Origin of the sequence: Pseudarthrobacter sp. H2 (genome assembly GCF_050157045.1) — a bacterium.
Classification (GTDB): Bacteria; Actinomycetota; Actinomycetes; order Actinomycetales; family Micrococcaceae; genus Arthrobacter.
The window spans coordinates 1,263,182-1,285,557 of record NZ_CP189594.1 but is presented as its reverse complement, the minus strand read 5'-3'; the positions used below and the strand labels follow the sequence as shown (position 1 = coordinate 1,285,557).

The 22,376-nt window shown below is 68.0% G+C and carries 23 protein-coding genes and 1 riboswitch; of the genes, 4 read left to right on the top strand and 19 right to left on the bottom strand.

The annotated features are described in order from the left end of the window. Positions 1 to 23: 23 nt before the first annotated feature. The 14 genes from ACQCSZ_RS05965 to ACQCSZ_RS05900 form a co-directional block, all read right to left on the bottom strand. Positions 24 to 857, bottom strand: coding sequence for an aldo/keto reductase (locus tag ACQCSZ_RS05965; RefSeq protein WP_427007145.1), 834 nt, complete (start codon positions 855 to 857; stop codon positions 24 to 26). A gap of 51 nt (positions 858 to 908) precedes the next feature. Next, complete coding sequence (locus tag ACQCSZ_RS05960) at positions 909 to 1,505, bottom strand: TIGR03086 family metal-binding protein (protein WP_427007144.1); 597 nt, start codon at positions 1,503 to 1,505, stop codon at positions 909 to 911. A gap of 32 nt (positions 1,506 to 1,537) precedes the next feature. Continuing rightward, the gene (locus ACQCSZ_RS05955) at positions 1,538 to 1,864 is read right to left on the bottom strand and encodes a DUF2469 domain-containing protein (RefSeq protein WP_427007143.1); all 327 of its coding nucleotides are present in this window, start codon (positions 1,862 to 1,864) and stop codon (positions 1,538 to 1,540) included. 90 nt (positions 1,865 to 1,954) lie between these two features. Then, complete coding sequence (locus ACQCSZ_RS05950; RefSeq protein WP_427007142.1) at positions 1,955 to 2,620, bottom strand: ribonuclease HII; 666 nt, start codon at positions 2,618 to 2,620, stop codon at positions 1,955 to 1,957. A gap of 9 nt (positions 2,621 to 2,629) precedes the next feature. Continuing rightward, positions 2,630 to 3,571, bottom strand: a complete 942-nt coding sequence (gene lepB, locus ACQCSZ_RS05945; RefSeq protein ID WP_427007141.1) for a signal peptidase I — start codon at positions 3,569 to 3,571, stop codon at positions 2,630 to 2,632. After that, positions 3,572 to 4,261 carry a signal peptidase I gene (gene lepB, locus ACQCSZ_RS05940; protein ID WP_427007140.1) on the bottom strand — a complete coding sequence of 230 codons (690 nt, stop codon included), beginning with the start codon at positions 4,259 to 4,261 and terminating at the stop codon, positions 3,572 to 3,574. A gap of 97 nt (positions 4,262 to 4,358) precedes the next feature. Then, on the bottom strand, positions 4,359 to 4,718 hold the full coding sequence (gene rplS, locus ACQCSZ_RS05935) for a 50S ribosomal protein L19 (RefSeq protein WP_427007139.1): 360 nt from the start codon (positions 4,716 to 4,718) through the stop codon (positions 4,359 to 4,361). Positions 4,719 to 4,971: 253 nt separating this feature from the next. Beyond that, positions 4,972 to 5,805, bottom strand: a complete 834-nt coding sequence (gene trmD / locus ACQCSZ_RS05930; protein WP_427007138.1) for a tRNA (guanosine(37)-N1)-methyltransferase TrmD — start codon at positions 5,803 to 5,805, stop codon at positions 4,972 to 4,974. Beyond that, positions 5,806 to 6,375, bottom strand: coding sequence for a ribosome maturation factor RimM (rimM, locus tag ACQCSZ_RS05925; protein ID WP_427007137.1), 570 nt, complete (start codon positions 6,373 to 6,375; stop codon positions 5,806 to 5,808). A gap of 112 nt (positions 6,376 to 6,487) precedes the next feature. Next, positions 6,488 to 6,730 (bottom strand): RNA-binding protein, encoded by a 243-nt coding sequence (locus ACQCSZ_RS05920; protein ID WP_427007136.1) that lies wholly within the window; start codon positions 6,728 to 6,730, stop codon positions 6,488 to 6,490. A gap of 1 nt (position 6,731) precedes the next feature. Further along, entirely contained in the window at positions 6,732 to 7,145 is a 414-nt protein-coding gene (rpsP, locus tag ACQCSZ_RS05915) for a 30S ribosomal protein S16 (protein WP_211881260.1), read from the bottom strand. A 196-nt stretch (positions 7,146 to 7,341) separates the two neighbouring features. Next, the gene (locus ACQCSZ_RS05910) at positions 7,342 to 7,782 is read right to left on the bottom strand and encodes a hypothetical protein (protein WP_427007135.1); all 441 of its coding nucleotides are present in this window, start codon (positions 7,780 to 7,782) and stop codon (positions 7,342 to 7,344) included. A gap of 172 nt (positions 7,783 to 7,954) precedes the next feature. Beyond that, complete coding sequence (locus ACQCSZ_RS05905; protein WP_427007134.1) at positions 7,955 to 8,830, bottom strand: VOC family protein; 876 nt, start codon at positions 8,828 to 8,830, stop codon at positions 7,955 to 7,957. Positions 8,831 to 8,906: 76 nt separating this feature from the next. Continuing rightward, positions 8,907 to 9,995 (bottom strand): amidohydrolase family protein, encoded by a 1,089-nt coding sequence (locus ACQCSZ_RS05900; protein ID WP_427007133.1) that lies wholly within the window; start codon positions 9,993 to 9,995, stop codon positions 8,907 to 8,909. A 76-nt stretch (positions 9,996 to 10,071) separates the two neighbouring features. After that, a riboswitch (TPP riboswitch) is annotated at positions 10,072 to 10,179 on the top strand. A gap of 18 nt (positions 10,180 to 10,197) precedes the next feature. Between ACQCSZ_RS05900 and thiC the strand changes: the two genes are divergently transcribed. Then, the gene (gene thiC, locus ACQCSZ_RS05895; RefSeq protein ID WP_427007132.1) at positions 10,198 to 12,003 is read left to right on the top strand and encodes a phosphomethylpyrimidine synthase ThiC; all 1,806 of its coding nucleotides are present in this window, start codon (positions 10,198 to 10,200) and stop codon (positions 12,001 to 12,003) included. Positions 12,004 to 12,101: 98 nt separating this feature from the next. On the opposite strand, the gene ACQCSZ_RS05890 is transcribed toward thiC, so the two are convergent. Then, the gene (locus ACQCSZ_RS05890) at positions 12,102 to 12,836 is read right to left on the bottom strand and encodes an alpha/beta fold hydrolase (protein ID WP_427007131.1); all 735 of its coding nucleotides are present in this window, start codon (positions 12,834 to 12,836) and stop codon (positions 12,102 to 12,104) included. Positions 12,837 to 12,906: 70 nt separating this feature from the next. After that, entirely contained in the window at positions 12,907 to 14,490 is a 1,584-nt protein-coding gene (ffh, locus tag ACQCSZ_RS05885; RefSeq protein WP_427007130.1) for a signal recognition particle protein, read from the bottom strand. A 151-nt stretch (positions 14,491 to 14,641) separates the two neighbouring features. Here ffh and ACQCSZ_RS05880 point away from each other — a divergent pair, with 151 nt between their 5' ends. Continuing rightward, entirely contained in the window at positions 14,642 to 16,030 is a 1,389-nt protein-coding gene (locus ACQCSZ_RS05880) for a glucose-6-phosphate dehydrogenase (RefSeq protein ID WP_427007129.1), read from the top strand. Between the two features lie 74 nt (positions 16,031 to 16,104). Here the strand turns inward: ACQCSZ_RS05880 and ACQCSZ_RS05875 are convergent, their stop codons facing one another. Both ACQCSZ_RS05875 and ACQCSZ_RS05870 read right to left on the bottom strand, forming a co-directional pair. Then, complete coding sequence (locus ACQCSZ_RS05875) at positions 16,105 to 16,443, bottom strand: P-II family nitrogen regulator (RefSeq protein ID WP_427007128.1); 339 nt, start codon at positions 16,441 to 16,443, stop codon at positions 16,105 to 16,107. Next, positions 16,440 to 17,807, bottom strand: coding sequence for an ammonium transporter (locus tag ACQCSZ_RS05870; protein ID WP_427007127.1), 1,368 nt, complete (start codon positions 17,805 to 17,807; stop codon positions 16,440 to 16,442). The genes ACQCSZ_RS05875 and ACQCSZ_RS05870 overlap by 4 nt, the downstream gene beginning before the upstream one ends. Positions 17,808 to 18,049: 242 nt before the next feature. Here ACQCSZ_RS05870 and ACQCSZ_RS05865 point away from each other — a divergent pair, with 242 nt between their 5' ends. Both ACQCSZ_RS05865 and ACQCSZ_RS05860 read left to right on the top strand, forming a co-directional pair. After that, positions 18,050 to 19,300, top strand: coding sequence for an MFS transporter (locus tag ACQCSZ_RS05865; RefSeq protein WP_427007126.1), 1,251 nt, complete (start codon positions 18,050 to 18,052; stop codon positions 19,298 to 19,300). 144 nt (positions 19,301 to 19,444) lie between these two features. Beyond that, complete coding sequence (locus tag ACQCSZ_RS05860) at positions 19,445 to 21,073, top strand: hypothetical protein (protein ID WP_427007125.1); 1,629 nt, start codon at positions 19,445 to 19,447, stop codon at positions 21,071 to 21,073. Between the two features lie 79 nt (positions 21,074 to 21,152). Here the strand turns inward: ACQCSZ_RS05860 and ftsY are convergent, their stop codons facing one another. Continuing rightward, entirely contained in the window at positions 21,153 to 22,376 is a 1,224-nt protein-coding gene (gene ftsY / locus ACQCSZ_RS05855; RefSeq protein WP_427007124.1) for a signal recognition particle-docking protein FtsY, read from the bottom strand.

The window sequence follows — 22,376 nt, the reverse complement described above, 5'->3', positions numbered from 1 at the left end:
CCAGGCACAACTGTTCCTGCGGGCTAGTGGCCGAACTCGTCCGCGTCGAGCCCCACCGGCGCCCCGGAATCCAGCGCGCTGATCTGGTCGATTTCGTCCGGCGTCAGCTGAAAGTCGAAGATGTTGATGTTCTCTTTTTGGCGCCCGATGTCAGCCGACTTGGGGGTCGCCACGATGCCCTGCTGGGTGTGCCAGCGGAGGACAATCTGGCTGGGCGTCCGTTGGTAGGCCGCGGCCAGGTCCACGATCAGGCGGTTGTCCAGGACCGGCCCGCCCCTGCCCAGCGGGCTCCAGGCCTCGGTGACAATCCCGTATTCCGCATGGACCTCGCGGATATCTGCCCGGGTGTGCTCGGGATCCAGCTGGATCTGGTTGATATGGGGTGTCAGCCCCTCGTCATAGAGCCGCTTCAGATGTGCCGGCTTGAAATTGGAGGTTCCGATCGCCCGGACCTTTCCGGCGTCGAGCAGGGCCCTGAGGCCCTGGAACGCCTCCACGTAGCGGTCCTGGCCGGGGTTGGGCCAATGTATGAGCAGCAGGTCGATGTACTCCACGCCAAGCCTGGCCGCGCTGGCGTCGAAGGCGCGGTGCGCGCCGTCGTAGCTGTGCCATTCCTTATTGAACTTGGTGGTGATGAAGACGTCTTCGCGCGCTACTCCGCTGCGCCTTATGCCTCTCCCCACCCCTGTCTCGTTGCCGTAGTTCTCGGCGGTGTCGAAGAGCCGGTATCCGGCCTCGATGGCGGCAGCCACGGCGTCGGCTGCTTCTTCATCCTGCATCGGCCACGTGCCGAGACCGATCAGGGGGATGCGCGGGCCATGCGCCATTGGAACGGTGGGGGCCAGAGGGTATGCCATGGGCCCAGCCTAATTCCTTGCATACCGGGCGTCCGCAGCCATGTCACAGTTTTACGCCGGGAAGGCCGCGGGCGTCCACGCCGGATCACGGCCAAACCAGCCGGCAAGCCTGTCATAGGCGGGGGATTCCGCCGGGACCGGAATCTCCACCCCGAAGACCTTGCCGGGTCCGCGGAATTCGGGCCGCAGCATTCCCCGGGACCAGGCGAGGGCGTGCTCGGCCAGCGCCGGGTCCAGGTCCACGCCGGCGGACGTGGCCCGGGCCAGGTCCCAGCCATGGACGGCCAGCTCGGCGATCTGCTGGTCGGCCCGGGAGCGCAGCGGCGCCTGGCCGCCGCCCGGCAGCGCGACCGGCTGGTCGAGGTCCGCGGCGGCCCAGGTTACCAGCAGCAGCCGGGCGCCACGGCGAAATTGCTGCGGCCAGTCGGCACCGAGCTCACCCGGCGGCGACGTCCAGTCCGGCGCCTCGCCGCGGGCCGCAACCGTGAAGTGCGGAAGATCCTGCACGACGAGATGCCTGACGAGATGTTCCACATCCCAGTCGGTGCACGGTGTTGGCAACCCGGCCTGCCCCGGCCGGATCTGGGCGATGACGGCGGCGCTCTGGTTGAGCGCTCGCTCCAGGAGTTCTAGAACGGATCCATCCATGAACGTTGGCCTTCCTCCGTGGAACGGGCGGATCAGGTGCCCAGGTCCCCGACCTTGGTCAGGCCGAGCTCCTCGCTGCGGGGCAGCTCCTCGACGTTGACGTCCTTGAAGGTCAGCACCCGGACGCTCTTGACGAACCGGGCCGAGCGGTAGACATCCCACACCCAGGCATCCTGCAGCGTCAGGTCGAAGTAGACCTCACCGTCGGCGCTGCGGGCCTGCAGGTCCACGTGGTTGGCAAGGTAGAAACGCCGCTCAGTCTCGACCACATAGCTGAACAGCCCGACGACGTCGCGGTATTCCCGGTAGAGCTGAAGCTCCATGTCGGTCTCATAGTTTTCAAGGTCCTCGGCACTCATGCTTCCATCTTGCACCATCCGGCGCCGGGCATGCGCCACAAGGGCTCCCCAGGGGTCCCCGCACCGGCCGGTCACCGGCCGCACAGCGGCTCAGAGCAGCTGCCAGCTCACCCGGTGGTAGGGCGTGGGCCCGGCGGCGCGGAGCGCGTCCTTGTGCGCGGCGGTGCCGTAGCCCTTGTTCTCGTCCCAGTCGAACGCAGGGTATTCGTTGTGCAGCTGGCACATCAGCCGGTCGCGGGCCACCTTGGCCAGGACACTGGCGGCGGCCACGCTCAGGCACTGCATATCGGCCTTGACGAGGGTGTGCACCGGCGCGTCGCAGCACGGCTCCGCGGGCCCTTCGTCAAAGAGCGAGGGCTGGGCCGGCGGCGAGAGCCAGTTGTGGCTGCCGTCCAGCAGCACGACGTCGGGCGTGACGCCCAGGGCCAGCACCGCGGACCAGGCGCGGTTCCCCGCGAGCCGGAGGGCTCCCACGATGCCGACGGCGTCGATTTCCCCGGCGGTGGCATGGCCGACGGCGGAGGCGACGCTCCAGCTGCGGACGAGGGGTTCCAGCCGTTCACGGTCCGCCACCTTGAGCAGCTTGCTGTCCCGGACATCGGCCAGGAGTTCCTGCGCTTCCAGGTCAATGACGGCGATCCCGACGCTGACCGGCCCGGCCAGGGCGCCGCGGCCCACCTCGTCGATGCCCGCGAGGAGCCGGGCGCCGGAGCTGCGGAAGCGGCGTTCATAGTCGAGGGTGGGTGCTTCGGACATCGCGGGAGCCTACTTGCCGGCCGGCGCCGGCACGTTGCGGAACACGTCCGGGTAGTTGTCCAGGGCGCCGATGCGGTTCAGCGGCCAGGCGATGACGGCGGCCTTGCCCTCGATATCGGCGACGTCCACGAAGCCGCCGTTAGTGTCCAGGTGGGAACGGGAATCGGCCGAATGGTTGCGGTTGTCCCCCATGACCCAGACCTTGCCGGCCGGCACCACGACGTCGAAGTCGCGGGCCTGCGGCACCTCCGCCAGGTTGATGTACTTCTCGCTCAGCGGCGTGCCGTTGACGGTGAGCCGGCCGCCGGCGTCGCAGCAGACGACATGGTCCCCGGGCAGCCCGATGACACGCTTGACGAGGTGCTGCTCCGAGTTGTCCGGCAGCAGGCCGACAAACGTCAGTCCGTCCTGCACCCAGGTGAAGCGCCCCGCCGGCTTTTCGACGGCGGGGACCAGCCAGCCCTTCGTGTCCTTGAACACCACGACGTCGCCATGCTCGAGGGCAAACGGCTCGGGGACAAGGAGGTTCACGAAGATGCGGTCGTTCACATCCAGGGTGTCGACCATCGATTCCGAGGGGATGTAGAAGGCCCGGAACAGGAAGGTCTTGATCAGGAAGGACAGCACGATCGCGACCACCACCACGGTGGCCACTTCCTTCAGCCACACGAAGACCGGGCTGCGCCCGGCCCGGTCCTGGGCTTTGCGCGCCCGCCTCGAGGACGCGACGGCCTGGGCCGGACCGGCGGGCGGGACGCCCGCGTCCGGAGCTGCAGCGTCCGGAGCCGGAGCAGACGCGGCAGGCGCCGCGTGGTCAGCCGTGTGGTCAGCCGGGTGGTCCGGGGCGTGTTTCCCGTTCGGCTGCTGCTCGGCGGTGGGGATCGCGGCGGAAGTCACCCGGGGCTGATCTTGCCCCCGTGGATCAGGAGTCCGGGGTCCGGTCTCGGGCATCTACTGTCCGTTCGTCGTCGTCGTCGCGGCCTGGGCGGGCCGTGGTACTGCTGCAAATCTATCAAGCGGCCAGATGATCTGTACCGGCCGGCCGATCACCCGGTCTACGGGCACCATACCCCCTCCGGGGGCTCCCAGCAGGCTTCTGGAATCGGCCGACATGGAGCGGTGGTCCCCCATCAGCCAGAGCCGGCCCGCCGGAACGGCCACGCTGAACGCCAACCCGCTGGCGGTATCACCCCCATAGAGATAGGGTTCCGCAACAGGCTGGCCGTTCACTGTGAGTCCGCCGTTGCCGTCGCAGCACGCCACACGGTCCCCGGGAAGCCCGATGACACGCTTGACGTAGACACTGTCGCTGCCCGCCAGGCCCAACCAGTGCCCTGCCCCGGCGAGGAAGTCCACCACGGGGCCTTTGCCGCTGTTCAGCGGGGCGAAGGAGCCGCGGCCGTCGAACACCACGACGTCGCCGCGGCGCAGCTGTCCAGTGTGGAAACCGGTCTGGAAGTCGGTGCGCGAGACCAGGATCCGGTCCCCCGAGAGGAACAGCGGCTCCATGGACGCGGAGGGGATGAAGTAGACGTCCAGCCACAGCGAACGGACCACGCCGCTGATGGCCACGGCCAGGACAAGGGCCAGCAACGCAAGACGCCAGCCCCGTTTCCCGGGCTGGCGTCTTGTCTGCTCCATGATCCGTATCCTGTAATGCCGTGGCGGATAGCTCCGGCGCCGCACTAGCTGACGCACCAGGTACGGTCCGTGGATCCGCTGAGGAAGTCTCGAGGACTTACTTGCCGGTCTGGAAGTCGCGCTTTTCCTTGATCTTCGCTGCCTTGCCGCGGAGTTCGCGCATGTAGTACAGCTTGGCGCGGCGCACGTCGCCCTTGGAGACGAGCTCGATCTTCTCGATGATCGGGGAGTGCACCGGGAAGGTACGCTCCACGCCGACGCCGAAGGAAACCTTGCGGACGGTGAAGGTTTCGCGGAGACCGTCACCCTGGCGGCCCAGGACGAAGCCCTGGAATACCTGGACACGGGAGTTCTTGCCTTCAATGATGTTCACGTGAACCTTGAGGGTGTCGCCACCGCGGAACGCGGGAATGTCGGTGCGCAGCGAGGCTGCATCTACGGAATCGAGGATATGCATTGATCCACTCCTGGTGAACGCCACGGGTCATTCACGTTGGGTCACGGCGGCCAAGCCCGGGTGCAAAATGCCGCCCGGAAAATCCCGCCGAAAATTTTGTGGTCCGGCTCCGTCAGGAATTGACGGGGCCGGGGTGCCCGGCTGTTGGTAACGATCCCCCTGTGGCAGGTTCGTACCCAGCAGGCACAAGGACTAATTTTGCCACACGCGGGGCGTTCGAGCCAATCCCCAGGCCCCGGCTGTCAGCAGGCGGCTAGTTCGGCTCCCCGGCGGTGTCCGGCCGGCGCCTCAGGCGGCCGTCGACAACGTCGTACCCCAGGTCCGCGAACGCCGTCCGGTCCGCGCGGGGCAGCTTGCCGGCGTCGAACTCCGCCAACAGGTCGGGCCGGCGTTCGGCGGTGCGGCGGTACTGCTCGTGCCGGCGCCACTGGGCGATTTTGCCGTGGTTGCCGCTGAGCAGCACGGCCGGGACGTCGCGGTCCCGCCAGCTGGAGGGCTTCGTGTACACGGGGTACTCCAGCAGCCCGTCCGAATGGGACTCCTCCACCAGGGATTCGGGATTCCCGACGACGCCCGGGAGCAGCCGCCCGACCGCCTCCACCATGGCCAGCACGGCCACTTCGCCGCCGTTCAGGACATAGTCCCCCAGGCTCATGGGGCGCACGGTGAAGTGCTCCTGCGCCCATTCCATCACGCGTTCGTCGATGCCCTCGTACCGGCCGCAGGCGAAGACCAGCCGGTCCTCCGCCGCCAGTTCCTGGGCGGCGGCCTGGGTGAACCGCTCCCCCGCCGGCGACGGGACGATCAGGACCGGCCTGGGGGCCTCCGCCGACCCGGCGGCAGCCGGCCGTTCGGCGGACACGTCAGCTACGGCGGCCAGCGCCTGCGCCCAGGGCTCGGGCTTCATGACCATGCCGGCGCCGCCGCCGTAGGGGGTGTCATCCACGGTGCGGTGCCGGTCCGTGGTGAAGTCGCGGAGGTCATGGACCCTCAGGTCCAGCAGCCCGTCCTGGCGGGCCTTCCCGATCAGGGACAGTTCCAGGGGCGCCAGGTACTCCGGGAAGATGCTGACGACGTCGATCCTCATCTAGGCGTTGTCCCCGGCTTCGGCGTCAGGCGTGGCAGCAGCCTCTTCGGCGGCTTCTTCGGCGTTGACCTCGAAGAGACCGGGCGGCGGGGTCACGAGGATGAACTTCTCGGCCACGTTGACCTCGGGGACGATCTGCTCCACGAACGGGATCAGGATTTCCTTGCCGTCCGTCGAGGTCACCACCAGCAGGTCCTGGACCTTCAGGGTGTTCAGCCCGGAGACCTTGCCGACCACCTTGCCGCCGACCCTGACGTCCAGGCCGACGAGCTCGTGCTCGTACCAGCCCTCATCGTCGTCGTCCTCGTCGAGTTCTTCGGTCTCGATGAACAGCTTGGCGCCGCGGAGGGTTTCCGCCTCGTTGCGGGTCTCGATCTCCTCGAAGGCCAGGAGCAGGATGTCCTTGTTCCAGCGGGCGCCGAGGATGGTGAGCGGCCCGGCCGAGGCGGGCTCCACCACGAACCGGGTGCCCGGGACGAAGCGGTCGCCGGGGGCGTCGGTGAGCACCTGGACGGTCACTTCGCCGCGGATGCCGTGGGGCTTGCCGATTCGTGCCACCTGAAGCTGCATCTGTTCCTCTGTTCGGGGTTGGTGGTTCTGGGGTTCTGCGGGGAAAACAGTCCGGCCCCTCCACCATTATCTGGTGGAGGGGCCGGACTCAAAGCAAGTATTGCTGGACGCGCTACCGGCGGCGGTCGGTGTCGACGACGTCGACCCTGACCGGCTCGCCGTCCGCCAGTGCAGCCACCACAGTGCGCAGTGCGCGTGCGGTGCGGCCCTGGCGGCCGATCACCCGTCCGAGGTCGTCCTGGTGAACGCGCACCTCGAGGGTATCCCCGCGGCGGTTGTTCTTCGCACTGACCTTGACATCCTCAGGGGCGTCCACGATCCCGCGGACGAGGTGTTCGAGCGCTTCTGCCAGCAATTTACTCGGCCTCGGTGGTCTCTGCTGCGGCTTCAGCGGAAGCGTCGTCCTTCTTGGCCTTCTTGGTGATGGCTTCCGGGATGATCACGGAACCCTTTTCCGGGGTAACGAAGGCAGCCTTGGGGGCCTTGGTCTTCAAGGTGCCCTCCTGGCCGGGGAGACCCTTGAACTTCTGCCAGTCACCGGTGATCTTGAGGATCGCGGCAACCTGCTCGGACGGCTGTGCGCCGACGCCGAGCCAGTACTGGGCACGGTCCGTGTCGACCTCGATGTACGAGGGCTCTTCGGTCGGGTGGTACTTGCCGATCTCTTCGATGGCACGGCCGTCACGCTTGGAACGTGCGTCCATGACGACGATGCGGTAGTACGGTGCGCGCATCTTGCCGAAGCGCTTAAGGCGAATCTTTACGGCCACTTTTGTGGTCACTCCTGTTTCTGAAACGGGGTCGAGCCCGGCGTTCTGCACCCGTGGGGCGGGCCGTACTAGGGGGTTCTAAAAGGACAAGATCCGGACGCGGAGAGAGGGGCCACGCAGATCAAGTACGTGTTCATTGTGCCAGATCGACGGCGGGATTTCGACTTGACACGTGGGCAGCGCCCGATTCAGCCTGTCAGGCAGCTGTCCAGACGTAGAGTTCGGACTTCGTGGCCGGGTCGATGCCGGCGGCGAGTCCGGCGAGCTCGCGGACATAGTTTATGGCCTGGTCGGCACCGAAGGGCATGTCCTCCTCGGCGGCCCAGGCCGCCGCCACGTCGTCCAAGACGTTGCCCTCGCCTTCGGTTTCGTAGCTGAGCAGCTCGGCAAGGGCCCGGACCATGGCGTGCGGAACCCCGAGCAGCGAGTCGCTGGTCACATCCACCAGGGCCAGCTCATAGTCGGCCCCGGAGGCGTGCACGGCGGCCCCGGCAAGGTCGCCGAGGCGTTCAATCTCGTAGTCGCTGATATCCGGGATCCGGACGGCTCCCGGCGCAAGCGCCGCACCGCCGTCGAGGGCCGCGGCCCGCTTGAGGGCTTCATTGTGGGTGGACACAAAGACTTCGGTGTAGCCCATGGGAGGGATCCTTATTCTGTCGGTTCTGTCGGTTCTGACGCCGCGTTGCCGGCGGAGGGGCCCGGCCGGCGGGCGCCGCCGCCCTCGCGACCGGAGTCAGAGGTGCGGCCGGCGGTCCGGTTGCCAGCCTAACCCAGCCGGCCCGCGTGAGCGGACGACGGCGCAGTCAGCGTCAGCGGACGGCGACGCGGATGCGGTTGCGCCACGGGTCCTCGAAGCGCAGCTCGGCCCCGGTGTGGTGCGACTGGACGCCGGCGACCTTGAGGCGGTCGGCGAGCGCTCCGACGTCGTCCCCGGACGGTACCTCGATCAGCACTTCGCCCAGGCCCAGGGTGTCGCGCCGGGGGCCGGCGCCGCGGCTGTTCCAGACGTTCATGGCCATGTGGTGGTGGTAGCCGCCGGCGGAGACGAACAGCGCCTGGCCGTGCCAGCCGGCGGTCTTCTCGAAGCCCAGGGTGCCGACGTAGAAGTCATGCGCCGAGGCGACGTCGCCCACCTGCAGGTGGACGTGCCCGATGCCGGCGGCGGTCCCGCGCTGTCCGGAGACGGACTCTTCGGTGAGGAACTGCTGCAGGAAGCGCTGGGGCGGCAGGGCCAGGCTGTCCATCACGACGTTCCTGCCCTCCCAGGACCAGGCCTCGCGGGGCCGGTCCCAGTACAGTTCGATGCCGTTGCCCTCGGGGTCGTTGAAGTAGAAGGCTTCGCTGACGAGGTGGTCGGCGCTGCCGGTGAAGGACTGCGGCGCGTACTGCGCCGCGGTGGCCACGGTGGCGGCCAGGGCGGGCTGGTCATCGAAGAGAAAGGCCGTGTGGAAGAGGCCTGCCTCGCCGCGGGCCGGGACGGGCAGCCCGGGTGCGGGGGCAAGGTGGACCAGCGGCTTCTGCTTGCGGCCGAGGTACAGGCCGCCGTCCTGCTCGGCGACGATGTCCAGGCCGAGGGCGCGCTGGTAGTAGTCCGTCATGAGCTTCATGTCGCCGGCCTTGAGCATCACGGTGCCCATGGTGAGTGCGGCGGGAAGCAGGTCCTGGGTGGTGGCTTCAGCAGTCATTTTGAACGCTCCGGGGTTCAGTGGCCACCGACTGTCGATGACCTTGTCATACTGTTAAATTACTTGAAGCTTCAATTTATTCCTGGTGGAGGAGTTCTCCCCTCAACACGATGTGCCTGAGTTCGCCGAGGGTTTCGAGCCGGGCCCGGGGGTCCTCGGCGCAGACCAGGACGTCGGCGCTGGCGCCTTCGGCGATGGCGTCGGCCCCGAGCCAGGCGCGTGCTGCCCAGGCGCCGGCGTCGAGGGCAGCCCGTGCCGGGAGGCCCGCGGCGTGCAGGGCCTGGATTTCATCGGCAATCCGTCCGTGCCTGATCACGCTGCCGGCGTCCGTCCCGGCGTAGATGGACACGCCGGCCTCGAAGGCCTCCAGGATCCGTTCGCTCCGGCGCTCCCAGAGGGCACGCATGTGCGCGGCGTAGCGGGGGAACTTCGCGGCGGCCTGCGCGGCGATGTCCGGGAAGGTGGCGATGTTGATCAGCGTGGGGACGATCGGCACACCCTGCTCCACGAAACGCGGCAGGTGCCGCGGCAGCAGGCCGGTGCCGTGCTCGATGCAGTCGATCCCGGCGTCGAGCATGTCATCGAGGGTGTCTTCGGCGAAGCAGTGCGCCGTCACGCGGGCGCCTTCATCGTGGGCGGCCCGGACGGCGTCCTTGAGCACGGCGGCGGGGAAGGACGGTGCCAGGTCCCCGGCGCCGCGGTCGATCCAGTCGCCCACGAGCTTGACCCAGCCGTCGCCGGCGAGCGCCTGCTTGCGCACGGCCTCGACGAGGTTCTCCGGCTCCACCTCGACGGCGAAGCCGCGGAGGTAGCGCCCGGTCCTGGCGATGTGGCGGCCGGAGCGGATGATGCGCGGCAGGTCCGTGCGCTGCTGCAGCCAGCGGGTGTCATGCACGGCCCCGGCGTCGCGCACGAGCAGTGTGCCGGCGTCGCGGTCCGTGGCGGCCTGCTCCTCCACGACGTGCTCCGGGACGTCCCCGCCGGGGCCGAGCCCGATGTGGCAGTGCGCGTCGACCAGCCCGGGAATCACCCAGCCGTCCAGTACGAGGTCCGGCGCCGCGGCGGGACGGTGGAAGGTCAGCACGCCGTCGACGGACCACAGGCCGCGGTGCTCCCGCTCGGCGCTGGTGAGGACCGGGCCGCTGAATTCAATGATCCTGCTCATGCCTTAAAGCCTAATCGGCCCGGCGGCCGGCGCGCCGTCATACCCGGAGTGGCTCCGCTGCCTGTGGTAGCTTCGTCTACGACCACACGGGTGCCCCTGCAGGGGCTGAGATCGGGCTGACGCGGCCTGCGACCGTTGAACCTGTCCGGGTAATGCCGGCGAAGGAAGTGAGTATTCCGTGAATACGCAAGAAACACAGCTGATGCCTGTCCAGAACGGGCCGGCCCAAGAAGAAGCCCGCAGTGCGTCCGGCAGGGAAGAAACCCAGTCTTTGAAGTCACACTCGCTGGCGTACATCTCTGACGATGCAACGGGGATCCGCGTTCCGGTGACCGAGATTGCCTTGGAGCCGTCCCCGAACGGACAGCAGAACGAGCCGTTCCAGATCTACCGGACGGCAGGCCCCGGCAGCGATCCCGTACTGGGGCTTGAGCCGTTCCGGGAGGCCTGGATTGAGGCCCGGGGAGATACCGAACCGTACAGCGGCCGGGAACGGAACCTGCTCGACGACGGCAGGTCGGCCGTGCGCCGCGGCGCGGCATCCGCCGAGTGGCGCGGGGCGCGGCCGGTGCCCCGCCGCGCCGTCGACGGCAGGACGGTGACCCAGATGCGCTACGCCCGGGACGGCGTCATCACCCCGGAGATGCGGTTCGTGGCCTTACGCGAGAACTGCGACGTGGAGCTGGTCCGCAGCGAAGTCGCGGCCGGCCGGGCCATCATCCCCAACAACATCAACCATCCCGAATCCGAGCCGATGATCATCGGCAAGGCCTTCCTCGTGAAGATCAACGCCAACATCGGCAACTCGGCGGTCACCAGCTCCATCGCGGAAGAAGTCGACAAGCTGCAGTGGGCCACACAGTGGGGCGCGGACACCGTCATGGACCTGTCCACGGGTGATGACATCCACACCACCCGCGAGTGGCTCATCCGCAATGCGCCCGTCCCGATCGGCACCGTGCCGATCTACCAGGCGCTGGAAAAAGTCAACGGCGACGCGAACGCCCTCACCTGGGAAATCTACCGGGACACCGTGATCGAGCAGTGCGAGCAGGGCGTGGACTACATGACCGTCCACGCCGGCGTGCTCCTCCGCTACGTGCCGCTGACGGCCAAGCGGGTCACCGGAATCGTCTCCCGCGGCGGTGCCATCATGGCCGGCTGGTGCCTGGCACACCACCAGGAAAACTTCCTCTACACCCACTTCGACGAGCTGTGCGAAATCTTCGCCAAGTACGACGTCGCGTTCTCCCTCGGGGACGGGCTGCGGCCCGGTGCGACGGCCGATGCCAACGACGCCGCGCAGTTCGCCGAGCTGGACACCCTTGCCGAGCTCACGCAGCGGGCCTGGGAGTTCGACGTCCAGGTCATGGTGGAAGGGCCCGGCCATGTCCCGTTCCACCTCGTCCGTGAAAACGTGGAGCGCCAGCAGGAGCTCTGCAAGGGCGCCCCGTTCTACACCCTCGGGCCCCTCGTGACCGATATCGCCCCCGGCTATGACCACATCACCTCGGCGATCGGCGCCACCGAGATCGCCCGCTACGGCACGGCGATGCTCTGCTACGTCACGCCCAAGGAGCACCTCGGGCTGCCGAACAAGGACGACGTCAAGACGGGCGTGATCACCTACAAGATCGCCGCCCACGCCGCCGACCTGGCGAAGGGACATCCGGGCGCCCATGAGCGTGACGATGCCCTGTCCAAGGCCCGCTTCGAGTTCCGCTGGCGCGACCAGTTCGCGCTGTCCCTTGACCCGGTGACGGCCGAGGCCTTCCATGATGAGACGCTCCCGGCGGAGCCGGCCAAGACGGCGCACTTCTGCTCGATGTGCGGCCCGAAGTTCTGTTCGATGCGGATCAGCCAGGACATCCGTGACGAATACGGCTCGGCAGAGGCCCAGGAAGCGCTCGCCGAGATGGCGGCAGGGATGCTGGAAAAGAGCCAGGAGTTCCTGGCCGCGGGCGGCAAGGTCTATCTGCCGGAGCTGCAGCTTCCGGCGCAGCGCTAGCGGACCCGCCCAACTGGATCGCAGCAGATGCCGTTATGGGCGCCCATAACGGCATCAACTGCGACCCAGTTGGGGCGGCGGGTTCAGGAGCGGCGGGTTCAGGACGCCTGGGCGTGCTGGAGCCGGCTGACCCCGGCAATGAAGGAGCGGACAAAGTGGTCGCCTTCGGCCGAATCCTGGGGCCGGTGCCCTCCCGCCGCGATGCGGTGCAGGGCCCCGGTCTCGCGCAGGTAGCCGGCGATTTCCTCGTACAGGGGTTCCCAGCCGCCGGTCAGGACCAGGGTGGGGACTCCCGGCACGATCTGCAGGGGCGCCTCCCAGCCCGGGGCCTGCAGGCGGAGGCGCCGGGCCTCCCGGCGGGCTTCCGGTGTCGCGGTCCCGGGCGCGCCCGCGGGGAAGGCCCGCCGGACATACTCGCGCTGGAAATCCTCGTCCCCAAGCTCGTGGCGGATGTCGAAGAGCGGCTGCAGGATGGCCCGGTGCGCCGCCGTGGCCGGCAGTTCGGCGGTGAGCGAGAGGCAGGCCGGCTCCACCAGGGTGAGGGACTGCACGAGGTCGGGCCGTTCGACGGCGGCCATCATCGCGGCGATCGCCCCGTGCGAATGGGCGACGACGTGTCCGCCGGCGGCGCCGCGGCCGTCGTCGGCCAGCGCGCCGAGCACGATCGCGGCGTCGGCTGCGAAGTCGGATTCGAGCGGTTCGGCGACGGCGTCAAAGCCGTGCCGGCGCAGGAACAGCGCGTCGTAGTTGAGTGCCATCCCGTGCTGCTTTGGCCACGCGGCGGCACCGAAGCGGCCTTCCCCGTGGACGAAGACTACGCGCTGCTTGAACATGCTCTAACCTTATGGCACGGGTCCGCGAACAGGGCCGCCGACATACGGCTCCTGCCGCCCTGCCCGGAAATTACTTGCTGCCGCCGAGGAACTTGTCGAAGCCCTTGGGCAGGTTCAGCTGGGACGGATCGAAGTCGCCGCCCTGCTGGCCGAACGCGGCCCCCGTGGGCAGGGCCTTGGGTGCCGCGGCCCGCCGGGCCTCGGCGTCGCGGAGTTCCTGCGCTGCCTTGGCCGGGTTGCCGGACCGGGCCTTCTTCTTCGGCGCGTTCTTGGCACCCTTCCGGGCCCCTCCCCCGCCCATGCCGGGCATTCCGGGCATGCCCGGCATCCCGCCGCCGGCGGCCATCTTCTTCATCATCTTCTGGGCCTGGGCAAAGCGCTCCAGCAGGCCGTTGACGTCGGAGACGTGCACGCCGGAACCGCGGGCGATCCGGGCGCGCCGGGAGCCGTTGATGATCTTGGGGGCGACGCGCTCGTGCGGCGTCATGGACCGGACGATCGCCTCGACGCGGTCGATCTCGCGTTCGTCGAACTGCTCCAGCTGCTGCCGGATGTTCTGGGCGCCCGGCATCATCATGAGCATTTTTTTCATCGAGCCCATGTTGCGGATCTGCTGCATCTGCGACAGGAAGTCGTCCAGGGTGAAGTCTTCCTGGTCGGCGAACTTCTTCGCCATCCGGGCCGCTTCGTCCTTGTCCCAGGACTTCTCGGCCTGCTCGATCAGGGTGAGCACGTCACCCATGTCGAGGATGCGCGAGGCCATCCGGTCCGGGTGGAACAGCTCGAAGTCGTCCACGCCTTCGCCGGTGGACGCGAACATGACGGGCTTGCCGGTCACCGACGCGACCGACAGCGCGGCGCCGCCGCGGGCGTCGCCGTCGAGCTTTGACAGCACGACGCCGGTGAAGTTGACGCCGTCGTCGAACGCCATCGCCGTGTTCACGGCGTCCTGGCCGATCATGGCGTCGACCACGAACAGGACTTCGTTGGGAACGATGGCCCGGCGGATCTGGCGGGCCTGTTCCATCATTTCGGCGTCGACGCCGAGCCGTCCGGCGGTGTCCACGATCACGACGTCGTGCAGCGTCCGCTTGGCTTCCTCGACGCCGGCACGGGCGACGGCGACCGGGTCCCCGCTCGGGTGCTCCAGTTCGGAGGTGGCGCCCGGGTGCGGCGCGAACACGGGCACGCCGGCGCGCTGGCCGACCACCTGCAGCTGGGTGACGGCGTTGGGGCGCTGCAGGTCGCAGGCCACCAGGATGGGGCTGTGGCCCTGGCCCTTGAGCCACTTGGCCAGCTTGCCGGCGAGGGTGGTCTTGCCGGCGCCCTGGAGGCCGGCGAGCATGATGACGGTGGGCCCGGTCTTGGCCAGGCGGATCCGACGGGTTTCGCCGCCGAGGATCTCGACGAGTTCCTCGTTGACGATCTTCACGATCTGCTGGCTCGGGTTCAGCGCCCCGGAAACCTCGGCGCCGAGGGCACGTTCGCGCACGCGGCCGGTGAACTCCCGCACGACGGAAACGGCAACGTCGGCGTCCAGGAGGGCGCGCCGGATCTCGCGGACCGTGGCGTCAACGTCCGCCTCGGTCAGGCGGCCCTTGCCACGGAGGTTCTTGAAGGTTGCTGTCAACCGGTCAGAGAGTGAATTGAACACGCGCCGTGCACTTCTTTCAGTGGATCTACAGATGGCGGCCGGTCCGGCACGCCAGCGTCGCGACTGATGTTCGCCGGAACGAACTGCCTCGACAACGGGACTCGACTATCTAGGGTACCAAGTCAGGCCTGCAAGATGGCATGCTGGCTGGGTGACCAGCCAAACAACAGTGAAAACCCTGCTCATCCTGGGCGCCTCGGGCGACCTCACCGGCAGGCTCCTGCTGCCCGGACTGGCCAGGCTGGTGGCCCGGGGGCACGCAGACGGCCTTGCCCTCGCCGGCGCGGGATCGGACCCCTGGACGCCGGAACAATGGCTGGACCGGATCGAGGAGTCCTTCGCGGACGAGAACTCCCAGGCCGACGCCTACGGCAAGCGGGAGCTGAAGCGGATCCGCCAGGAAAGCACCTACCACCGGCTGGACGTCACCGCCGGGGGCCAGCTGGCCGGGCTCCTGGCGCGGCTGGAGGGCCCGGTGGCCGTCTACTTCGCCCTGCCGCCGCGGATCAGCCAGCTGGCGTGCGAGGCGCTGGCCCCGGAGCAGGTGCCTGCCGGGACCCGGCTGGTGATGGAGAAGCCGTTCGGCTCGGACGAGCAGTCCGCCCGCCGGCTCAACCAGACGCTGGCCGCGCTGGTCCCGGAGGACCACATCCACCGGGTGGACCACTTCCTGGGCAAGGCCACGGTGCTGAACATCCTGGGCCTGCGCTTCGCGAACAACTTCCTGGAGCCGGTCTGGAACCGGGAGCACATTGAGACGGTGGAGATCATCTTCGATGAGGACCTGGCGCTGGAGGGACGTGCCCGGTATTACGACGGCGCCGGCGCCCTGCGCGACATGATCCAGAGCCACCTGCTCGAGATCATGGCGCTGCTGGCGATCGAGCCGCCGGCCTCCGTGCACGAGCGGGATCTCCGCGATGCGGTGGCCACCGTGCTGCGCGCCAGCAGCATCAAGGCCCCCTACGCCAGGAGCACGCGCCGCGCCCGCTATGCGGCAGGGACCATCGGCGGCCGGAAGGTTCCCGATTATGCCAAGGAGGCCGGCGTGGACGCGTCCCGCGGCACCGAGACGCTGGCCGAGGTCCAGGTGGAGATCGACAACTGGCGATGGAAGGGCGTCCGGTTCATCCTGCGTTCCGGCAAGGCCCTGGGGAACCGGCGCAAGGAGGCGGTGGTGACGTTCCGGCCGGCACCGCACCTGCCGAAGGGGTTCACCGGGGTGGACGCGCCCAACCAGCTCCGGATCGGTTTCGGCCCGGACACGCTGGCGTTCGACGTCGACGTGAACGGCCCGGGTGACGTCCTGAGCCTGGACCGGATCACGCTGCAGGCCGAGCTGAGCGACTCGGAGCTGCTGCCCTACGGCGAAGTCCTGCAGGGAGTCCTCACCGGGGATCCGCTGCTGTCCGTGCGGGCTGACACGGCGGAGGAGTGCTGGCGCATCGTGGATCCGGTACTGAAGGCCTGGGCGCGCGGCAGCGTCCCGCTCCAGGAGTACCCCGCCGGGAGCCCGGGCCCCGGGGACTGGCCCGCGTAGCCGCCGCCGGGCGGGCAGCGAAAAAGCGGGCCGGATACCTTTCCAGGTATCCGGCCCGCTGTCCCGGCATCCGCTCAGATGGCGGCCGGTCCGCGTTCACCGGTGCGGACCCGTACCGCCTCGAACACATCCACCGTCCAGACCTTGCCGTCGCCGGCCCGGCCGGTGTTCGAGCTGGCGATGATGACATCCAGGATGTCGTTCGCCTGTTCGTCGGTGGCCAGGACCTCCACCCGGATCTTGGGCAGCAGGTCCACGTTGTACTCGGCGCCCCGGTACACCTCGGTGTAGCCGCGCTGCCGGCCGTAGCCGCTCGCCGCGCTGACCGTGAGGCCCTGCACGCCGTAGGCCTCCAGCCCTTCCCTGATGGAATCGAGCTTCTCCGGACGGACGATCGCTGTGATCAGTTTCATGCGCCCACGCTTTCCTTGCCTGCTGCGGCCTTATTGCCGTCGGACGGGGCGTCCGCCGTACCGGTGGCTGTTGCGTCCCCGGCCTGCGGCTTTCCGGTGATCAGATCATGCAGCGGCTGGAAGCTGCCGCCGTGGCCGCCGACGCCGAACTCGTAGGCGGTCTCTGCGTGCAGGCTCAGGTCCACGCCCACCGCTTCCTGCTCCTGGGAGACCCGGAAGCCCATGGTCTTGTGGATCGGGAACGCGATGATGAAAGTCATCACCGCGGTGAAGACGATGGAGAAGACTGCAGCGAGGGCCTGTGCCACCAGCTGGGTCGTGCCGCCGCCGTAGAAGAGACCTGCCGTGCCCTGGGTCGGCGTGGCGAGGAAGCCGATTGCGACGGTGCCGACGACACCGGAGACAAGGTGGACACCCACAACGTCGAGCGAGTCGTCATAGCCGAACCTGAACTTCAGGCCGACAGCCAGGGCGGACGCCACGCCGGCGACAACGCCCAGGGCAATGGCACCGATCGGGGAGACGTTGGCACACGCCGGGGTGATCGCGACCAGGCCGGCGACAACACCCGATGCGGCACCCAGTGACGTCGGGTGGCCGTCGCGGAAGCGTTCGACGGCGAGCCAGCCGAGCATTGCGGCAGCCGGGGCGGCGAGCGTGTTGATCCAGATCAGGCCGGCCTGCTCAACCGTGGCAGCGGCACCGGCGTTGAAGCCGAACCAGCCGAACCAGAGGATTGCGGCGCCCAGCATGACGAACGGGATGTTGTGCGGGCGGTGGTTCGGGTCCTTGCCGAAGCCCTTGCGGTTACCGATGATCAGGACCAGGATGAGGCCGGCCACGCCGGCGTTGATGTGGACCACGGTGCCACCGGCGAAGTCGATCACCGGAGCGAACGTCTGACCAAACCAGCCGTCCTTGGAGAAGAGTCCACCGCCCCAGACCATGAAGGCCATCGGCGCGTAAACGAGGGTGGCCCAAATGGGGGTGAAGATAACCCATGCCGAGAACTTTGCGCGATCGGCGACCGCTCCGGAGATCAGTGCCACCGTGATGATGGCGAAGGTGGCTGCGTAGCCTACCTTGAGCAGATCCGCCGGGTCGGTGAAGTTGTGCAGCCCGAAGTGGCTGAACGGGTTCGCGAAGATCTGGAAGAAGTTGTCCTCGTTGCTCGTAGCCATCGAAGCGCCCCACAGCACCCACATGATGCCCACGGTTCCAATGGCGACGAAGCTCATCATCATCATGTTCAAAGCCGATTTGGCGCGAGTCATGCCGCCGTAGAAGAATGCCAGGCCCGGAGTCATGAACAGCACGAGTGCTGATGCGACCAGGAGCCAAACGAGACCTGCGGTGAGTTCCATGGTCTACGTCCTCTCTTGCTTTTTGTGCGGAGTTGCCCGCCTGTCCCAACGCCTTTTTGCGTTCTAGTAAGAGTCTCGTGGGGCCGTGTTTCACCTGCAGAGGATTTAGATTGCCGGCTTGTTACTAGAACCTCCCGGAAGTAAATGGTGCGTCTCAGGCTTGTTACGGTTATGTTTCAGGCGTTTAATCACGCCCGCCTCTTCCTCTACCGAACGAATTCCCCCGCAAGGACGACAGCACCATGAGCAAGACCACCCGCCCCGCCGGCGGCGCCCGCCCCGGGGCGGGCGCCGGGAAACCGGGCAAACCCCGGCTGCCCCGGGACATCAAGGTGATGCTGGTCGCCGCGTTCCTCATTGCGATCGGCTTCGGCCTGGTCGCACCGGTGCTCCCCCAGTTCGCCACCACCTTCGACGTCGGTGCGACGGAGGCGGCCGTGATCGTGAGCATCTTTGCCTTCATGAGGCTTCTTTTCGCGCCGGCCGGCGGGGCCCTGATCGTGAGGCTGGGGGAACGGCCGGTCTATGTGGCCGGGTTGCTGATCGTCGCGGCCTCCACGGCGGCCTGCGCCTTCGCCCAGGACTACTGGCAGCTGCTGGTGTTCCGGGGACTGGGCGGCGCGGGCTCGGTGATGTTTACCGTGGCGTCGATGGCGCTGGTGGTCCGGCTGGCACCGCCCGAAAGCCGCGGCCGGGTTTCCGGGGCCTACGCGTCGGCCTTCCTGATCGGCAACGTGTGTGGTCCGATCGTGGGCGGGCTGCTCGCCGGCTTCGGCCTGCGGGTGCCGTTCCTTGCCTACGCGGCCGCGCTGGTCCTGGCCGCGCTCGTGGTGCAGACCCAGCTCAGCCATGTCCCGGCTGCCTCGCGCCTGCCGGGCCGTGCGGCCCCGGCCATGGAACTCCGCGAAGCGCTGCGGGACAGCGCCTACCGGGCGGCGCTGTTCTCCAGCTTTGCCAACGGCTGGGCCACGATCGGGGTCCGGATGGCCACGGTGCCGCTGTTCGCCGTCGTGGCCCTCGGCGGCGGGCCCGAATCCGCCGGCTGGGCGCTGGCCGTGTTCGCAGCCGGCAACGCTGCCGCGCTGACCTTCTCCGGAAAGCTGGCGGACAGCCTGGGCCGGAAGCCGCTGATGCTTTCCGGGCTGACGGTCACCGGGACGGCCACCGCGGCCGTCGGATTCACAGACCAGTTCGGCTGGTTCCTGCTGGCCTCAGCGGTCGCCGGGATCGGTTCGGGACTGCTCGGGCCTGCCCAGCAGGCGGCCATCGCCGATGTGATCGGCAACGAACGGTCCGGCGGGCGGGTGCTCGCCGTGTTCCAGATGACCGCGGACACCGGCGCGATCACCGGCCCGGTGCTGGCGGGGCTGCTGGCGGACCGGCTGGGTTACGGCTGGGCCTTCGGCGTCACCGGCGGCGTCCTCGTCGCGGCGGCCGCGGGCTGGCTGCTGGCGCGGGAGCCCAGCCGGCGGCCGGCCCCGGCGGACGCTTAGCACCGGCGGGAGGCCCGCGTCCGACGAACGCCTTTCGCTTGGCTAAGCTTGAAGAAAATTGCCACAAAACTTCGGAGGTCCTGCTTCATGCCCACATTCGATCCGCCGCCAGGGCAAGCAGAACGCCTCGAGCCTGCCGGTCCCGTGCCAGCCAAAAAGAAGATGAAGAGGATTGTCGCGGCTACGGGAATCCTGGCGATCGTGGCCGGCGCAGCGCTGGCTGTTCCGCTGGTTATCGGCACACCATCGTCGACTCCTGAGCCCGCCCAGACAGCAAGCAGCGCTGCGGCTACGGCGTCCAAGGTGCTGCCCCCGGCTCCGGCCGTCACCTACTACGAACAGGCCGGCCCGCCGGCGGGGTCGCCGTTGGAACAGGTCGAGCCGCTCAAGGTCGACGTGTCCAAGGACCAGATGGGCACCTCGCTGAACAAGGGCCTGACGGGAATCTCGCTGGAGGCCACCGACCTGGCGGACCCCGATCTGAGCAGCAGCAATGCCACGATGGTGAAACTGCTCAAGGAAGCCGACCAGCCCGTCCTCCGGTTCGGCGGGAATGCCGTGGACCGGCGGTTCTTCTGGACGTCGTCGGGCGAAGCGCTCCCGTCGACTTACCGCGGAGATGCGGCACACCCCGCCAAGGCCGTTGGTCCGGCAGACCTGACCAGGCTGAACACTCTGCTGGAGGCAGCGGATGCCAAGGTCAGCCTCACGGTGGATCTCGGCCATTTCAACCCTGCCCGTGCGGCCGACATGGCCAAGAACGCCTCGCAGATTTTCGGCGACCGGCTGCTCAGCATCACTGTCGGCAACGAGCCGAACGGCTTCGTCTTCAACGACGCACGGACCGACGGCTACAGCCTGGAAAAGTACGTCTCAGAGCTGAAGGCCTATGCGGCGGCGATCTATGCCGTAGCTCCAAACGTGCCGATTTCGGGGCCTGGTGCCTACGACCAGAAGTGGTGGCAGCCGTTCATTGACGCGGACATCCCGCAGAAGAAGATCCTTTCCTTCCACCTCTATCCGCAGTACAGCTGCGACGGAAGCGATCCCAAAGGATCCCCGACCATTGCCAACGTGATGAGCCGGCTGATGCATGACCGTGCCGCGGAATACCAGCAGGCTGCCGTGAAGGCCGGCCGGGCGGCAGGCCTGGAAACCTGGGTCCCGGAAACGGGAATCGCCGCGTGCTTCGGTTCGAACGAGACGTCCCGCACCCATGCCTCTGCCCTGTGGACCGCGGACTACGCCCTCAACGCCGCGCAGCTGGGCATCACGAGGATCGGCTTCCACAGCTCGTTGCTCACCTGCAAGGGCGGCCCGCCCATGTCAGCCATCTGCAGCGGCGGGAAGTACCCCGAGGGCAACGGCCAGATGTCAGGCCGGGCCAACTTCTTCGGCATGTCCATGGTCGCCGAGCTCAATGCCGGAAAGTTCCTGAAACTCAACAGTTCCGGAGGCGGCCTGACGTTCAGCTATGCCCTTCAGAATGAAGACGGCAGCACAACGGTGGTTCTCGTCAATGAAAACAATCCCGAGAAGGCCGCCCAGACCGAGGTGACGCTCAACCTGCCGGGCCAGGCCCTGACCGGGACCATGAGCCAACTCACCGGTCCCAGCTATGCGGCCGAGGACAAGACAGTAATCGATGGTGCGAAGTCCGAACCGGTCCCCCTCGCCCAGCGCGCAACGGTGCCCGGTTTCACCTACGGGTCCGAATCACAGAAATTCAAGCTGACCGCCGGCACGGTGACCGTCCTGAACTTCACGTACTGACCGAACCCAGGTGACTCGCAATAGTTGTCGTTCTGGGCGCTCAAAACGTCAACTATTGCGAGCCAGTTGGGCCGGGCCGTCAGTTCAGCAGGGCGTCGACGAAGGCTTCGGGGTCGAAGGGCGCCAGGTCATCGGCGCCCTCGCCCAGGCCGATCAGCTTGACCGGGACGCCGAGGGACTTCTGGATCGCGACGACGATGCCGCCCTTGGCGGTGCCGTCCAGCTTGGTCAGGACGATGCCGGTGATGTTCACCACCTCGGAGAAGACGCGCGCCTGGTTCAGGCCGTTCTGGCCGGTGGTGGCGTCCAGGACCAGCAGCACCTCGTCCACCTCGGCGAGCTTCTCGATGACGCGCTTGACCTTGCTGAGTTCGTCCATCAGGCCGACCTTGTTCTGCAGCCGGCCGGCGGTGTCGATCATGACAACGTCGACTTCCTGCTCGATGCCTGCCTTCACGGCCTCATAGGCGACCGACGCCGGATCCGCGCCGTGGACGTCGGACTTGACGGTGGGCACGCCGACGCGCTGCCCCCACGTGGCGAGCTGCTCGGAGGCGGCGGCGCGGAAGGTGTCCGCGGCGCCCAGCAGGACGTCCTTGTCCTCGGCCACCAGGACGCGGGCGAGCTTGCCCACCGTGGTGGTCTTGCCGACGCCGTTGACGCCGACCACCATCATGACGGCGGGCTTGTCATCGTGGCGCTGGACGTTCAGGCTGCGGTCCATGGTGGGGTCCACGAGCCTGATGAGCTCCTCGCGCAGCATGGCCTTGACGTGCTCCGGGGAGCGGGTGCCCAGGACCTTGACGCGTTCCCGGAGCGCGTCCACCAGCTGCAGGGTCGGTTCGGTGCCGAGGTCCGCGAGCAGGAGGGTCTCCTCGACCTCGTCCCAGACATTTTCATCGATCTTGTCGGCGGAGAGCAGGGCCAGGAGCCCCTTGCCGAGGATGTTGTTGGACTTGACCAGGCGTTCGCGCAGCCGGGTCAGGCGGCCTTCCACCGGCAGGGGGGTCTCCACCGGTACGGTCTCGAGGCCGGCGACGGTGTCCGGGACGTCGACTGTTGCCAGGCCGTCAGGTTCGACGCCGACCGGCGCCGTGCGTCCGCGGGCCGGCGCCGGGGCGTCCTCCACGAGGGTTCCGCCGGCACCCGGCGCGGCCGGCCCCGACTCCGCCGGATCGTTCGCGTCCCGCTTTCCGGGGTAGCTGGTGATGTTCTTCCGGGTCTTCAGGAGGACCGGAATCAGCGCACCGAGGACCACCAGGGCAGCGAGGATGGGCACAAGAATGGGGAGGATGTCGTTCAC